Below are 17057 nucleotides of genomic sequence, written 5' to 3'. Positions count from 1 at the left end.
ATGCAACAAGATAGTAAAAAAAAGTCTGGTTTAAGTTCGCAACAAGTTATTGAAAGTCAACAAAAATATGGTAAAAACATTTTAACAATAAAAAAACCTACACCTATTTTTATTAAGTTTTTAAAATTTTTAGTTGAACCAATGATGCAATTACTAATTTTAGCTGCATTAATTGCTTTAGGTGTAGCAATTTATAATGTAGTTTTTAATCATAATCACGATCAAATAGAATTAATTGTTTCATTTGTTGAACCAGGAGTTATTTTTTTAATTGTAATTCTTAATTCTATTTTTGGAACCATTCAAGAAAATAATGCTCAAAAATCAATTGATGCTTTAGAAAAATTAACAGCTCCCATCTCCCATGTTTTAAGAGATGGTAAAATAATCACTATTAAATCAGAAGATTTAACAGTAAGAGATATTTTAGTACTAAAAGCCGGTGATCAAATTACCGGAGATGGTGAAATTATTGAAGCTGCTAATTTAGAAGTTGATGAAGCTTTATTAACAGGAGAATCACTACCTGTATTTAAAGATATTACAAAACCAGTAATCATTGATGCACCTTTAGCTGAAAGATTTAATTATGTTTTTTCAGGAACAAATGTAACACGTGGACGAGCATTGGTAGAAATAACTGCAATTGGTATGAATACAGAAATTGGAAAAATTTCTACTTTAATTAACAAAGAAGTTGATAACTTAACACCTTTACAAAAAAAAGTCAACAAGTTAGGAAAATGAATTGGTATTTTTTCTGCCTTACTATGTGTACTAACTTTTTTTGTGTACTTACTTATTGTTGCAAATATTATTCAAACTCCTCAAAATTTTGCTAAACAATGACATACAGCTTTATTAATTGCTATTACTTTAGCAATTGGAACAATTCCCGAAGGGCTAGTTCCAATTATTACTGTAATTCTTTCTTTTGGAGTAAAACGTTTAAGTAAAAAAAATGCTTTAGTCAAAAAAATTAGTTCAGCTGAAACTTTAGGAAATGTTTCAGTTATTTGTTCTGATAAAACCGGAACACTAACTGAAAATAAAATGACTTTAAAAGGGCTTTGAAGTGTCAAAAACGGTTTTGATGATTTTACTAATCAAGACATTATTGATTATGCCTTATTATGTAGTGATGCTGCAATTTATTGAAAAAATAACAATTTAGTTAGTACTGGTTCAGCAACTGAAATTGCTATTTTAAATCATGCATATAGTTTAGATTCACAATGAACAAAAGAAGCTTTGCAAGCAAAATATCCTCGAGTAGGAGAAATTCCTTTTGAATCCGAAAGAAAAATGATGACAGTAGTTGTTAAATATGAAAATAAATATTTAGTAATTACTAAAGGTGCTTTTGATCGTTTATTACCTCTTTTTGACAATTCTTCACAGCAGGCAATTAAAGCTAATGAAGAAATGTCAAATCAAGCTTTAAGAGTAATTGCAATAGGTTATAAATTTTTAGATAATTTTGATGGAAATATTCAAAGTAAAATTTTAGAAAAAGATTTAAACTTAATTGGTTTAATAGGAATTATTGATCCACCAAGACAGGAAGCAAAAGATGCAATTGTAGAAACACAAAAAGCAGGAATTAAAACAGTAATGATTACAGGTGATCACAAAAATACTGCATTAGCAATTGCCACTCAATTAGGTATTTTTAGTGCAGGTCAAAAAGCGATCACCGGTGAAGAATTAGCAAAATTATCTGCTGATGAATTGGAAAATGAAATTGAAAATATCGCTGTTTTTGCACGTACTAGTCCACTTGATAAAATTAGAATTGTTAAAGCTTGACAAGCTAAAAACAAAATTGTTTCGATGACTGGTGATGGTGTAAATGATGCACCAGCCTTAAAAGCTTCAGATATCGGTTGTGCCATGGGAATTACAGGAACAGAAGTGTCTAAACAAGCTGCTGATTTAATTTTAACTGATGATAATTTTGCAACTATTGCCAATGCCGTTAAAGAAGGTAGAAGATTATTAGATAACATCAAAAGATTAATGGTATTCTTATTTGCAACTAACTTCGCAACGATGATTGTGACTTTTGTTGGTATTTTATTATTTGCCATTAACCCTTTATCAGCTTTACAAATTTTATGAATTAATGTTGTTGGTGAAACTTTACCTGGTATTGCTTTAGGATTAAATAATTCACAAAGTAAATTGATGGATCAAAAGCCTGAATTAAAAAACTCACCAATTATTACTAAAAAAATGTTTTTTCAATTAGTAAGTTTAGGTTTATTAGCTTCTTCTTTTTCATTGCTAATGTATTATGTAGGTGCAGTATCACTTTATAATTATGATTATGGATTAATGTATCAAAACCTTAAAAATGCAGAAATCGATTCTTTAGCTAAAGAAGCCAACCATTTAGGAAGTGCATTAGCATTTTTAACTATGGGAATCATGCTATCTGCCAATGCTTTTGTAGTACGTTCACAAAAAAGCATTTTTATTAGTAAATGAAAAGATATTAAAATTTTAATTTTTTCATTTTTAGCTTCAATTATTATTTTAATCTTTGTAACTTACATTCCTATTCTAAATTTAATTTTTCATATGCAACCTTATAATGATAAATATGGTTGATTCAATATCATTCCCTTTTTCATCCCACTAAGTTTTATTGCCATTTCAGAAATAATGAAATTAATAAAATTTCAGAGCAAAATATAACTTAAAAAAAATCACCTTTATAAAAAAGTGATTTTTTTATTTTTATTCTTCTAAATTAGATAAGTCATTTTTGGAAGTTTTTTCATCATCTAGCATTTCATTTAAATTATTTTCTGTATTCTGATTTAATGATATATTTCTTTTGCTTTTTACTTTCCGGATAAATTCAATTAAAAATTGCATACAATAAACGATTATAATTGCCACAGAACCAGAAACGATAAATATATCAGCTAAGTTAAAAGTTCCTCTATCATGATAAGGGATAAAGAAAAGGTCTCTAACACCATTTTGGAAGAAAATTCTGTCAAATGCGTTACCCATATTTCCTGCATTTAGTAAAGCTAAAGCAGCAATCATTCATTTGTTTTCAACGAAAAAAATAGAAATTATAATAACAAAAAAAACAATTCAACTAAAAATATGGATACCTATAAAACCAATTAGATTATTAATTCCTGAAGTTACACCATAATGCATTTTAGGGCGAAGCCCAATAATTACTCAATCAATAATTCGCTTATTATTTTCAAAACCAATTTTGTATTCTTCTGTACTAAAAAAAAGGTATTTAGTCAAAAGATCAAAGCTGAAAAAAATAAAAAAAATAACTGAAAAAAGAATAACATTTTCAATCATTTTTTTTTTAGGTAATAAATTAGCTTTAATTGAATTAATAATTTTATTTGACACGATTAAAACTAATTATAAAACATTTTGACATCTGCCACATAATAAATCTTTTAAATCTTCAATTTTGAAGTGATTTCAACATCTTTGACATTTTTCAGAAATAAATTTTTCTACTTGAGTTTTTTGTCCAAATTCTACTGCTCCAACCATTAATAAATATTTTAAATCTAATGATTTTAAAAATTCATTGTCGGTATTTAATATTAGTTTAGCTTCATTTGAACGTTTAATTTCACCAGCTTTAATTTTTTCTTCTATCAGCTTATATACTTGATCTTTTAACTCAAAAAAAGCTGTTCATTTCGCTTCTTCATTTGTATTAACTTCTTCAAACTTGAAGAAGTTTTCTAAATGAATTGATTCTTGCTTATTAGTTTTATGAAAAAAACTATATGCTTCTTCTGTTGTTGTTGGCAGAATAGGAGCTAATGAAATTAAGAGCATATCTAAAATGTTATAAAGGTTATATTGGACACTTAACCTTGCATGAGAATCTTTAGCATCAGCATATAAACTATCTTTGGTAATTGATAAGTAAAAATTAGAAATATCAATAATAAAGTTATTTAAATGTTTAATGACATTAATAAAAGAAAATTTATCATAGTATTTGACAATTTTGTTTTTAATTTTTTTAATTTTTTCATCAATTAATAAGTGAACACCATCCAGCTTGATATCTGGATTTGGTTTGTAGTCATATAAATTACCTAATAAAAATTTAATAGTATTTCTAAATTTACGATAAATTTCAACATTTTGATTAAGAATATTTTGTGAAATGGAAACATCAGAAGAATATTCACTATTTGAAACTCAAAGTCGCAAAATATCTGCACCAAGTTTTTCACTAACTTGAGCAGGATCTACACCATTACCTAAAGATTTTGACATTTTACGACCTTTTTCATCTACTACAAAACCATGAGATAGAAGTTTTTTATATGGTGATTTATCTCTGTAAGCAACAGAATTAATAATTGATGAGTTAAATCAACCTCTATATTGATCTGATCCTTCTAAATATAAATCAAAAGGAGCCACTTGTCCTAAAACCTTAACACCAATTGAAGAAGAACCTGAATCAAATCAAACATCCATAATATCGTTTTCTTTGGTTCAACCTCTATTTCTAAATTTTTCAGGAAGTAGTTCATCTGTAGTTTTATTAAATCAAACATCAGTTCCATGTTTTTCTACTAAAGCAATTACATGGTCAAAAATTTCTGCATTGAATACTTCTTTTTTGTTTTCATCATAAAAAACAGGAATTGGAACTCCTCATGATCTTTGACGAGAAATTGTTCAATCTCCACGGTTTTCAATCATAAGTTTTAAACGTTTTTTAGCTCAATCAGCATAAAAATCAACTGTTTCAATTTCTTCTAAAATTCTTTGACGGATATTGTCAATTGAAACAAATCATTGTGGTGTACCACGATAAATGATAGGTTTATGAGTTCTTCAATCATGAGGATATGAGTGTTTAATAAATTTTAATGAAAGTAGTTTATTTTGAGATTCTAAAAATAAACCTATATCTTTGTTAACGTCTTCATAAAATTTGCCTGCAAATTGGTCCCCTTGTTCGTTTAAAGTACCATCATCTTCAACGTGCATTATTTCTTCTAAATTGTGAGCTTTAGCGATAATAAAGTCATCTTCACCAAACAAAGGAGCCATGTGGACAATTCCAGTTCCTGAATCTAATGTAACATGGTGACCTACAACAACGGGTGCAATTTTGGAAGTTTTTATTGGTCTTTGATATATTGTGCCCGCAATTTCTTGTCCTAAAAAGGTTGTTACAATTTCGTAATTTTCTCATTTTGCAAGTTTTGCAACTTCTGCTAACAATTTTGTTGCTAGAACATAAAATTTATCATTTACTTTTACACGCACATATTCAAATTCTGCACCTACTGCTGCTCCAGAATTGGCAATTAAGGTTCAAGGAGTTGTTGTTCAAATTAGAATATTATCACCTTTTTTTATTGGACCTTTTGCTTCTAGAACTTCAAAAGCTACAATAATTGAAGGAGAAGTATGATCAGCATATTCTACTTCAGCTTCTGCAAGAGCAGATTGAGAAGAAGGAGATCAATACACAGGTTTTAGTCCTTTGTAGATCAATCCATCAAGTGCCATTTTTTTAAATAATCTTAATTGTTGGGCTTCAAATTGGGGATCCATTGTAATATAAATATCTTCTAAATCACTTAAAAGCTGCAATTTTTTAAATTCAGCTTTTTGAATTTCAATTTGTTCTAAAGCATATTTAGCTGCAGATTTTCTTAATTCACTCACTGAAATATTTTTGTGAGAAGTTAGGTTCATTTCGTTTAACATTTTATTTTCAATTGGTAAACCGTGGGTATCTCAACCTGCTACAAAAGGTGAATAAAATCCTTGTAATGATTTATAACGCACAATAATATCTTTTAAGATTTTATTTAAGGCATGACCCATATGAATAGAACCATTTGCATATGGCGGACCATCATGCAATATAAAAGCTTGATTCACTTTATTTTTAGCTAAGATTTTTTTATAAATTTTCTGATCTAACCAATTTTGACGATATAAAACTTCTTTATTTGGTAGATCCGCCTTCATTTGAAACTCAGTAAAAGGCATATTCAGCGTTTGTTTATATTCTTTTTTTTCCATATTTCCTTCTTTTGTTTAAAGTAATAAAAAAATGTTTTAAGACTTTTAAATAACACAGTCTTAAAACATTTGAGATGATTTAAGGATGTGTCTAGATTGCAATAATAATTAAAATTCTTAAAGCAATCATGAACACCTTCCTTTTTATAGTTTATTTGTGAAAAATTGTTTCTATTATATCACTTTTAAACACTTTCTGTGATGAAATTAATTTCATTAGCTGAATCATCAAGATCTGTTTCTATATTTTTAGTTAAATCCAACCATTTTTGGAGGATGGTTTTTCTATTATCATAGGAAATACCGATTGGATCAATATTGGCAACTCCTTTAGTAATTCCGGAAAGTTCCTTACTTTCAGAAGGAAATAATCCCCCTCAAAAAATTCCGATAACTCTGCCATAACGATCCATTACCATCGAACCAGACATTCCAGTTCCTGCTTTAGCCATTGGCATAGAAATTTGATAAGGGGTACCAAAATTCAGTTTTTTAACTCTTTTTTCTGGATCAGTAACATGATCTCATTGATTAATTTCACGTATTTCATTATTTAATGAATATTTTAAAAAGCCACTACCATCATTAGTTCTTCAAAATTGACCTGATAGGTAACCACCAAACACAAGGTCTGTAGGTAAAACATTTTCAGAATAAGAATGCATATTATTTAGAGTAAAACTTTTACTATCTCAAGAATATTGATTTCTAGAATTAAAAAATTTTAATTTTGTTGCTGGATTTTGTTGCATCTTTGAATAGTAATTTGCCGCATCTGGAATATTTTTTCTAATAGTAATTGCCCCTATTTTTTCATCATCGGGAAAAGTCATTCTAATAATAGCTATATCAGAAGCAAAACCTTGGAGTGGTGTATTTGCTCCAATATCAAAAATTTCAAAATTATCCCAAAATGGCTTATCACTATTAATTTTAGTTTTTTCTAAAGGTTTAGCTCATTTTGTATTTTTACTAAAAATTCTAAAATTATGTGAAGCATTAAAGATATTACTAAATTGTCCGTTGTCTAAATAAGGCTTGTTATTATATAAACTATAAGCAAAGCCGGTAATATTTTCTCAATGAGATTGTAAACGTTCAACAACATGAGAATTAGTTGCAATATAATAAGTATTTTTTTCATGTTTACTTTTATCAATAACTCAGGCTGTACCACTGATAATGTAAACTCTGTCTGGATCAGTTTCTTTTTTTTCAAAATAAGAAATAGCCATTGACCGTAAATGAATTTCATTTTTTAAATCAGCAATTTTTCTTGGCAAAAAATGCTGCGGATTAAAGTTTACAAAATCAATTGCTTTATTTTTAAAAGTATAACTTAAATTATCTTCTTGATTACTTTCATTAACAAACCTAAAATTTAGAGTTTTTTTATCTGGTGAAAGCTTCCAATCAAATAAATCAAAAATTTTGTATGAGTCATAAATTTTTAGAGTATTTTCTAAATAATTATTTCTTTTTTGATCAGCAATTTTAATTTGACGGATTAATCTTGTGTAACGATAATTAAAGGCATCTTCAAAATTGTATTGTTGCAAAATTTGATTTGCATTATTTTTTAAATTTAAATCATTTTCCAAAAAATTAGCAATTTTGTTTTTGTCACTTGCCAAAGCATTATCTAAAATTGATTGATTATTAGCTAAAATAAATTTTTTATAACCTAAAGTGTTTTTTTGTAAATCTTGTTTTTCTAAAATAACTGTTCCATTACTATCATTAGGACTAAAATTTACAACTTTTAAAATAATATTAGGATTAAAATTTTTTAAGAAAAATTTTTGTAAATTTTCTTGTGACAAATAAAAAAGGTGTGAAGGTAAAACATTATTTTTAAAATCATTATCTAGTGATTCAGTTCAATCTAAATCTTTAATATCATTTAATTCAACAATATTTATAATGCCTGCTTGGGGATTGTTAATATAAAATAATTCTATTTTAGCAAAAATTTTACCTTCATATTTTTCAATTGTTGCATTAAAACGTAATTGATTTTCAAAACCTTTCAAAGTATAATATTCTACTTTTTCTAAAAGATTACTATGTTTGACTATGTTTTGAGGTAGTACAATAGAATTTCAAAAGTTATTGTGATTTAATTGATCTGCAGTAATATTATTTTTTAGTTCAATTTCATTAAACATATTAATACCATGTACTAATATGTTTTTTTGTTCCAAACTAACATCTCTAATAGCCTTAAAACCAAAAACAGTAATGACATTGTAATCTTCTTTTTGTTGATTAAAATTTTCTTTAGTAGTAATTTTTATTTGTAATGTACCATCATGATCATTAATTCCTTCAGGTAAAATTTTCATCTCAATTTCATAATTGGTTCTCAATTCATCAATTTCACTATTAGGTTCCAAAAATAGTGATAAATTATTTAAATTTAAAAAACGAGGATTAATATCAGAAGGATAAAAGTTTTTAAAATTTTCATTTACTTTAGCTTTTAAAATACCTTTAACATCAGAAGTTTCTACAGGTTGAATAATTTTACTAGTGTTAGAATTTGAAACTACTAAGTTATAAATAGTAAAACCTAAAAAACCAAATATGAAAAGAGTAGTAAAACCTAAAAAACTAAAAAATAAATTCCTTTTTTTCATTTTATTTTTTTCACCCCTTTAACTAAATCTAAATTATATTAGACTAATATAATTTAATAATATTTTTTTATCTTTTAATTTATAATATAAAAAGATAAAAAGGCTCATTGGTGGAATGGTAGACACCGGAGACTCAAAACCTCCTGCCAGTAATGGCGTATCGGTTCAAGTCCGATATGAGCCACCATTTATGATTGTCAAATCGCCTAAAACATTAAATAATGATAAATTATTTAATGTTTTTTATTATTTTTTTTAAGTTTTTTAGGGGTTATAATATTAACTAGTTATTTAATATTTATTTGAGGTGCTGATGAAAAAATTTAATCGTATTTTTATGATTGTAACTGACTCACTAGGCATTGGACCAGATTACAAGCAAAAAGACTTTCCAGGAGATCAAGGAGCTAATACATTATTTCATGTTACAGAATCAGGTTTAGTAAATATGCCGACCTGGAAAAAATTAGGCATTGGCCATGTTGCAAAAATTCACAATTATCGTAAAAATCAACATGATAAACCAATTGCTTATGTAGGAGTTATCGAAGAACTTTCAAATGCTAAAGATACATTAGCTGGACATTGAGAAATGATGGGAATAGAAACAAAAATCCCTAACCCTTTATTTATAGAAAATGGTTTTCCTGCAGAAATGATTGCAGAATTAGAAAAAGCTTTTGATGGTAAAAAAATTATCGGAAATAAAAATGCATCAGGAACTGTAATATTGGATGAATTAGGAATGCAATCAATTGAAAATGATGAAATTATTGTTTATACTTCACCAGATTCGACTTTACAAATTTGCGGTCATGAAACATATTTAGGTTTAGATAATCTTTATCGTTATGCCAAAGCTGCAAGAAAAATTGCTTCTTCAAGACCTGAATGAAATGTTGCTAGAGTTATTGCTCGTCCTTTTGTTGGAAAAAATGGTAAATGAACTAGAACTTTTAACAGACACGATTATGCAAATAAACCACCAAAAAAAACTTTATTAAACCATTTAAAAGATGCTGGAATTGAAACTATTGCAGTGGGTAAAATTAATGACATTTTTGTTAATGAAGGAATTAGCAAAGTTTATGGACCAGCAAAAGATAATGAAAATATGGACATCGCAATTAATATTGCTTCAGAAGATAGTACTAATCAATTTATTTTTGTAAATTTAGTTCAATTTGACAGTGATTATGGACACCGTAGAAATGTTGAGGGTTATGCAGAAAATATCAATAATTTTGATATTAAATTAACAAAATTAATTAATGCTTTAAAAGAAGATGATTTATTAATCATGACTTCAGATCATGGAAATGATCCAACTTTCCCTGGTTCAAATCACACCAGAGAAGCCTTACCACTTACAATTTATTCAAAAAGTTTTACAGGTAAAAATCGAGTTTTAGGAAAACTTCGTGGTTTGGGAACTACCGGAAATATTGTTGCAAGAAATTTTGGATTAGATTTAATTGAAACCGGGGAAGATATTTTTGATAAATTAGTTTAATTTATCAAACACTTATGATTAAAAATAAATTTAATATTTTTATAGACTTTGAGGCTATAACTTATCCTTTTTATAATTTTGTACACAATAGAGAAAAATTTGCTTTACCCAAAAATGAATTACCAATTGCTTATACTTTAGGAATGTATGATCAAAATGGAAAATTCCATTTTGTTACGCAAATTTTTAAATTTAAAATTGATGAAAATTTTTGTCAAAAAGGGAGAAATAGTATTATTCAAAGTTTATTAAAAATTGATAACACTATCACAATTGAAAATTGTGTTTTTTGAGCTTTTGAAAAAAACATGGAAGAGAATGTATTGCATTACTTTTTTGATGAAACTATTGTTGTCATGGAATTTAATGATTTAATTTATCAAGGTTTAGATTTTAGCTCAGCTCAAAGAATTGGTATTAAGGAATTAACTCAAAATTTTAATGATCATGATTATTTTTTTAATACTAAGCAGCAGTTAATTGAAAATACTCAAAAAAGAAAACTAAACAGGCAGTTTATGAAAGTAGAAACTTTAGTTTCCAAAGCAGGTATTTTAGCTTCTTTTATTTGTTATTGAATTTATAAATACAATAATAAAGATATATTAACAGATGGCGAATTTGCCCTCTATACAGTATCTTTAGAATACAAAACTGTATTACAAGAACTAAGAAAATACTCCCAAGATGATGTTTTGAGGATGGATTATATTTATCGTAATATTCCAGAAATTCAAAAAATGATTTTATTAATTTCTGATTATCGTAGCAAAAGTAATCAAATTAAAAGAAAATATCAAGTTTATTCTAATGCTTATAGTAGTTTAAAAAAATTTATCGACCATACAGCACAAAAAACAAATTTTGATGCTGAAAGCCATAAAATTAAAAAAGTATCAGAATTTATTTTGAATATTTTACAAATTAATTATTTAGATTTTAAAGAATCAGAAGAAAAAGAAATATTGGAAGTTTTAACTTCAGAAATTGCAAAATTAAAACATAATTTTTAGAATTTAACAACAGCAATTCTTTGTTTTTGGTTAATATCTCGAAAAATTTCCACACCTTTGATTGTTTTAAAAAAATCAACATTTCAATCCGCTATTTCAAAAATAATTACACCATTTTTGTTTAAATATTTAGGTGCTTCTTGCAAGATTTTTTGATAAAAATAATTTCCTTGATTTTTAGCAAAAAGAGCATGTAATGGTTCATAATCAATAATTGATTTATCTAAACTCATTCCTTGTGGAATATATGGCGGATTAGAGACAATGACGTCATATTTTTTTTCTGGAAGATTTAAAAAAAGATCGGATTGAATAATTTTTACCTTTAAATTATTATATTTAGCATTAAATTGCATTTGTTTAATAGCTTCAGCATCAATGTCAGATAAAGTTAAATGGGCATTGGTCTTTTTTTTGATTGCTAAACCAATAAATCCAGAACCAGCACAAAGATCTAATACTTCAGAATTAACATTAATATATTCTAAAGCTTTCAAAATTACTTCTTCAGTTTCATAACGAGGAATTAGTACTTTGTATTGTAAATAAATTCTAACATCTTGCATTTCAATATAACCAATAATTTTTTGGACTGGCATACCTTGATTGAGCAGAATTTTTTCTTGCTCTGAAACCGTTTGAACTAAGTTATAACGTTTTTTTTCTCTTAGTAAAATTTCTTCAGAAATTGCCATTTTATAGACCAGCTTCAGCAATTTTTTCTTTTTGTTCTTCAGCTAGTAAAGCATCAATGATGGAATTAATTTGACCATTGATAACAGATTTTAGTGAACTGGAAAAACCAATGCGATGATCCGTTACCCGATCTTGGGGATAGTTATAAGTACGAATTTTTTCACTACGTGCACCAGAACCAGCCAATTTTCTATAAGCGGAATCTTTTTCTTTAGCTTTTTGTAATTCCATTTCATAAATTCTTGATTTAAGAACTTTTAAAGCTAATTCTTTATTATCAATTTGTGATCTTCCATCTTGACTAGCTGCAAAAATTCCGGTAGGAATATGGGTAATTCTTACTGCTGAATCAGTAGTGTTAACACTTTGACCTCCCGCCCCTGATGAACGATAAGTTTCAATTTTAAGATCAGCTGGTTTTAAATCAATTTCAATGTCATCATCAGCTTCCGGCATAACAGTAACTGTAGCTGTAGAAGTATGGATTCTCCCTTGAGTTTCAGTTTCAGGTACACGTTGGACACGGTGAACACCTGATTCATATTTTAATTTTGAATAAGCTTTTTGACCACTAACAAGAAAAACAATTTGGGAAAAACCACCAGCAGGCACAGAAGAAGAGTCTAAAATTTTAATTTTCATGTTATTATCATCAGCTCATTTAGAATACATTCTAAATAAATCACCTGCAAAAATATTGGCTTCATCTCCGCCAGCTGCACCACGAATTTCCATAATGACATTTCTTTCATCGTTAATATCTTTTGGTAATAATAAAATTGTTAATTCGCTTTCAATCATTGGTAGTAAATTTTCTATCCTTGAAATTTCAGATTTAGCAAAATTTACTAATTCTTCATCATTTTCTTTTAGCATTAATTTTGCATCTTGTAAGTTAGCTTCAAGCTCTAAATATTTTTTAAAAGTTTCAACAATGTCTTTGATGCCGCTAAGTTGTCTATTAATTTTTGTGTATTTTTTAATATCAATCATCACTTCAGGATCAAGCAGTTGTGCATTTAGTTCATTATATTTTTCTAATATTCCACTTAGAGAAATATGCATCGATTTTTCCATAATTTATTAATTATAACATACAAAAAAAGACATTTTTTATTGAATTTAAACCACAATGTTACCATCTGTCTTATAATTCTATAAGTATTAATAAAATTCATATTAATCCATAAATGTTTATTTAAAAAATCATAAAAGAGTGAATGTTATTGAACTTAGAATAATAAATATTAACTTTTTTGAATATTTAAACTGAATTTGTTTAGAATAATTCATAAAAATGCTATAATTATCATGTTTCACGGAGGAAAAAAATGACAATTTTATTGGAAAATAAAATTAAAGAATTTATAAAATCTCACAAAGTTATCAAACCTTCTGAGATTGAAGAAGAATTTAAATTAAGTAAAAGTACAACAAGAAGACTTTTAATTAAGTTAGGAAATGAAGGATTTATTAAGAGAAACTTTGGAGAAGTTATTTATAACGAAGTCCAAATTCACACTGATAAATTGACAGTTGAAGAAATTGATAAAAATAAAGCTGTGAAACTTTCACTTGCTTCAACTGCAGCAGTTTTAGCAAAGGACTATAAACACGTTTTTGTAGATGCTGGTTCAACTTGTTATTACTTATTAGAAAAATTGAACAAATCAATTAATCTTTATACAAATTCAATTTTTAATGCAATGCATGCAATTGAAATGGGATTTGAAAATGTTAATGTAATAGGTGGTTTTTTAAAAAAACGTACTTTATCAACAGTAAGTCATGATTTAAGTAAATATGAAAACTTAACTTTTCAAATCGCTTTTTTAGGAGTCAATGGAATTGACGATGAAGGAAATTTAACAACTCCAGAAATTCAAGAAGGATATGCTAAAAATTATTTTGCAAGTCATTCCGATTTAGTTGTTGTTTTGGCTGAAAAACAAAAATTTGGAGTTCGTTCTTTCTATAATTTCAAACCTAAAAATAAAACTATTTTAGTTGTCACAAATTACCGTACTAAACAAAACTATAAAAATCTCTTTATTATCAACAATAAAGAGTAATTTGATGAAGGGAAAAAATGAAGATTTTAGATTTTTTAACCGAGGATCTAATTTTTGTTAACGAAAAATTTGCTTCTCGAGAAGAAGCTTTAAAATTTTTTGCAACAAAATTACAAGATTATGGCTATGCATCTGACGCATTAAAAGCTTTAAAACTTTTTAAACAAAGAGAAACAGAAGCTTCAACAGGAATTGGTAACAAGATTGCCATGCCTCACATTCGTGATGAAGTTATGTTGCAAGATAAAATTTTCTTTGCAAAAGTTCAACCATTAGAGTGAGAAGCACTTGATAACCAAAAAGTAGAATACATTTTTGGAATTGCTATGACAGCTCAAGGGGGGGAAAATTCTCATTTAGAAGTGATATCACTTTTATCAAAAATGCTAATAGATGCTAATTTTGCTAATAAACTAGCAGCTATCAAAACTAAAGAAGAATTTCTTTCTTTAGTGAAAAGCTGACAACCTCAAACTGAAAAAGATTCAGAGAGTTTTTCAAATAATCAAGCTTATGATATTGTTGCAGTTACAGCTTGTCCTACGGGAATAGCTCACACCTTTATGGCTGCTGAAAGATTAATAAAAGCAGCTCAAGAAGCAGGTTTAAAAATTAAAGTTGAAACACAAGGAACAGAAGGTTCTAAAAATGTTTTAACTGATCAAGATATTCAAAATGCTAAAGGAGTTATTTTAGCAATTGATCGTGCTGTTGATACTACAAGATTTGCAGAACATGAAAATGTTTTGGAAACATCAACTAGAAAAGCAATTCATGAACCATTAAATCTATTTAAGAAAATAGAAAATGGTGAAGGAATAAAACTAAAAAATGTTAATAAGGGTGATTCTACTTCAGATGAAGTTCAATTAAGCTTTAATGGTTTTGGTAAAAAAGCTTATCGTTCAATTATGACAGGTGTTTCATACATGTTACCATTTGTTATTTTTGGAGGAATTTTAATAGCTTTAGCCTTTTTAATTGACTTAATTCATGTAAGTGCTACATCAAGTTTAGAAGCAATTGATAGTAGTTTTGGAACTATGACAGTTACTTCAAACTTCTTTATGAAATTTGGAGGAATTGCCTTTGGATTAATGGTGCCAGTGCTAGCTGCATATATCACTTGAGCGATTGTAGGTAAACTAGGTTTACTTCCTGGTTTTTTAGTAGGTATGATTGCAGTACAAAATTACAATAAAGAATGATCATTTATTGCACAATCATTGAATTTATCTTCACTGGGAACAGATGTAAGTTCAGGATTCTTTGGAGCAATTTTTGGAGCATTCTTTGCTGCTGCAATGTTAATTGTAATTATCAAAGTATTTAATAAATTAGGGAAAAATTGACAAGGTATTTCAAATATTTTATTAATTCCTTTATTTGGAACAGCAATTATTGTTATTACTTTCTTCTTCTTAAATATTCCTTTCCAATATTTAAATTATGGATTTACAAAATTATTAAATTTAATTGGTGTAAAACCAGAAATAGCCTTTATTTTAGGATTAATTATCGGAATGATGATGGGATTTGATTTAGGTGGTCCAATTAATAAAGCTGCATATGTATTTGGAACTATTTCACTAACAGCTACACTTGCAAGTTCAGATGCAGCTAAAGGATCAGTTGCTATGGCTGCAGCAATCGTTGCTGGTATGGTACCTCCTTTAGCAATTGCTGTTTCAACTTTAGTTTCTAAAAAGTTCTGAACAGATGAAGAAAAAAAAGCTGCTCAAACAAACTGAATTTTAGGTTTATCATTCATTTCTGAAGGAGCAATTCCTTTTACAGCTGCTCGACCAAAAGTAATGGTTATCTCTAATGTTGTAGGTGGTGGAGTTGCAGGATTAGTATCAGCTGCTTTAGGTGTTGGTTCACTAGCACCACACGGTGGAATCTTTATTATTCCTTTATTTAGAAGTGGTTTATTCACTAATCCAGTGACTCAAATTTGAACAGGAATTTTATTTATGCTATTAGCTTTAGTATTAGGTGTAATTGCGCAAGTTATTACAATGCATTTTCTATTTAAATCAGAGAAAAAAGGTACACTTCAAAATAAATTATTTTTCAAGAAAAGAAATGTTAGAGCATAATTAAAATATTATGATTTATACTTTAACTTTATCGCCTTCGATTGATTATTTTATTGAAGGGCAAGACTTTCAACTATCCGGTGTTTCGCGTTTTGAAAATTCCCAACTTTTACCAGGTGGTAAAGGCATTAATGCCTCGATCGTATTAAGTCGGCTAGGTTTTCAAAACCAAGCAATTACTTGTTTTGATCAAAATAGTTTTAATTTAGTTGTTCCATTATTATCACAAGAAAAAAATGTAGAAATTTATAATATTGCAACTGAGCAAAGAACAAGGATTAATATTAAATACTATGCCAACAATGCTAGTTTTGAAATCAATGGTCCAAGAACAGTTTTAAATCAGCAAGAACTAGCTAAACTAGATGCAGTAATTGCAAAATTAAAAGCAGATGATTTAATTTTTATTATGGGCATAAGTTCTCAAGAGATAATTTATGCCATTATTGAAAAATTGAAAAAACAACATGTTAATTTTGTTTTAGATATTGATAGTCTGGAATTGAAAAATTTTTTACAATATCAACCCTTACTAATTAAACCAAATCAGGATGAATTAGAACGTTTATTTGGTATTAAAATAAATGATGAAAAAGACATTTTACAAGCATTAGAAACAATTCAAAAGTTAGGGGCAAAAAATATCATTATTTCTTTTGATGCTAGAGGTTCTTATCTTTTAGATCAAAACGGAGCAATTTATAAAGCAAAAATCATTAAACCACTAGATAAAGTGGTTTCTGCTACCGGTGCAGGTGATACACTTATTTCTACTTTTATAATTTTTCAAAGATCATTACAAGATAGTCAAAAAGCTTTTCATTATGCATCAGCTGCAGCTATGGCTACAGTGAGCGAAAAATGATTAGCAACAAAAGCAAAATTTGAAAAATATCTTAATCATATTAAAATCATTAAAATTAAATAAAAAATATTTAAATCACAACTAAAATGTTGTG

General features: G+C 27.6%; 11 protein-coding genes and 1 tRNA gene. 7 read left to right on the top strand and 5 right to left on the bottom strand.

The annotated features are described in order from the left end of the window. Complete coding sequence (locus NV226_RS02320) at positions 1-2700, top strand: cation-translocating P-type ATPase (protein WP_258210716.1); 2700 nt, start codon at positions 1-3, stop codon at positions 2698-2700. Between the two features lie 42 nt (positions 2701-2742). Here the strand turns inward: NV226_RS02320 and NV226_RS02315 are convergent, their stop codons facing one another. From NV226_RS02315 to NV226_RS02305, 3 genes are all read right to left on the bottom strand, one after another. Further along, entirely contained in the window at positions 2743-3393 is a 651-nt protein-coding gene (locus NV226_RS02315; protein WP_258210715.1) for a signal peptidase II, read from the bottom strand. 12 nt (positions 3394-3405) lie between these two features. Further along, positions 3406-6063, bottom strand: a complete 2658-nt coding sequence (gene ileS, locus NV226_RS02310) for an isoleucine--tRNA ligase (protein ID WP_258210714.1) — start codon at positions 6061-6063, stop codon at positions 3406-3408. Between the two features lie 185 nt (positions 6064-6248). Continuing rightward, positions 6249-8702 (bottom strand): DUF31 family protein, encoded by a 2454-nt coding sequence (locus NV226_RS02305; protein WP_258210713.1) that lies wholly within the window; start codon positions 8700-8702, stop codon positions 6249-6251. Between the two features lie 101 nt (positions 8703-8803). Here NV226_RS02305 and NV226_RS02300 point away from each other — a divergent pair. From NV226_RS02300 to NV226_RS02290, 3 genes are all read left to right on the top strand, one after another. Next, positions 8804-8889: transfer RNA gene (locus NV226_RS02300), tRNA-Leu, on the top strand. A 126-nt stretch (positions 8890-9015) separates the two neighbouring features. Continuing rightward, complete coding sequence (locus tag NV226_RS02295) at positions 9016-10215, top strand: phosphopentomutase (RefSeq protein WP_258210712.1); 1200 nt, start codon at positions 9016-9018, stop codon at positions 10213-10215. A 14-nt stretch (positions 10216-10229) separates the two neighbouring features. Further along, positions 10230-11228 carry a hypothetical protein gene (locus tag NV226_RS02290; RefSeq protein WP_258210711.1) on the top strand — a complete coding sequence of 333 codons (999 nt, stop codon included), beginning with the start codon at positions 10230-10232 and terminating at the stop codon, positions 11226-11228. On the opposite strand, the gene prmC is transcribed toward NV226_RS02290, so the two are convergent. After that, entirely contained in the window at positions 11225-11923 is a 699-nt protein-coding gene (gene prmC / locus NV226_RS02285; RefSeq protein WP_258210710.1) for a peptide chain release factor N(5)-glutamine methyltransferase, read from the bottom strand. The genes NV226_RS02290 and prmC overlap by 4 nt on opposite strands. Position 11924: 1 nt before the next feature. Then, the gene (gene prfA / locus NV226_RS02280) at positions 11925-13001 is read right to left on the bottom strand and encodes a peptide chain release factor 1 (RefSeq protein WP_258210709.1); all 1077 of its coding nucleotides are present in this window, start codon (positions 12999-13001) and stop codon (positions 11925-11927) included. A gap of 254 nt (positions 13002-13255) precedes the next feature. Between prfA and NV226_RS02275 the strand changes: the two genes are divergently transcribed. From NV226_RS02275 to NV226_RS02265, 3 genes are read left to right on the top strand one after another with little or no spacing between them, the layout of a single operon-like run. Then, entirely contained in the window at positions 13256-13996 is a 741-nt protein-coding gene (locus tag NV226_RS02275; protein WP_258210708.1) for a DeoR/GlpR family DNA-binding transcription regulator, read from the top strand. Between the two features lie 17 nt (positions 13997-14013). Then, a complete protein-coding gene (locus tag NV226_RS02270; RefSeq protein ID WP_258210707.1) occupies positions 14014-16098 on the top strand; it encodes a fructose-specific PTS transporter subunit EIIC in 2085 nt (694 codons plus the stop codon). A 10-nt stretch (positions 16099-16108) separates the two neighbouring features. Beyond that, positions 16109-17026, top strand: a complete 918-nt coding sequence (locus tag NV226_RS02265) for a PfkB family carbohydrate kinase (RefSeq protein WP_258210706.1) — start codon at positions 16109-16111, stop codon at positions 17024-17026. The last annotated feature ends 31 nt before the right edge of the window (positions 17027-17057 follow it).

Source organism: Mycoplasma iguanae (assembly GCF_024722375.1).
Lineage (GTDB): Bacteria > Bacillota_I > Bacilli_A > Mycoplasmatales > Metamycoplasmataceae > Mycoplasma_M > Mycoplasma_M iguanae.
Note: the sequence above shows the minus strand (reverse complement) of the source record. Positions and strands in the feature narration are given on the sequence as shown.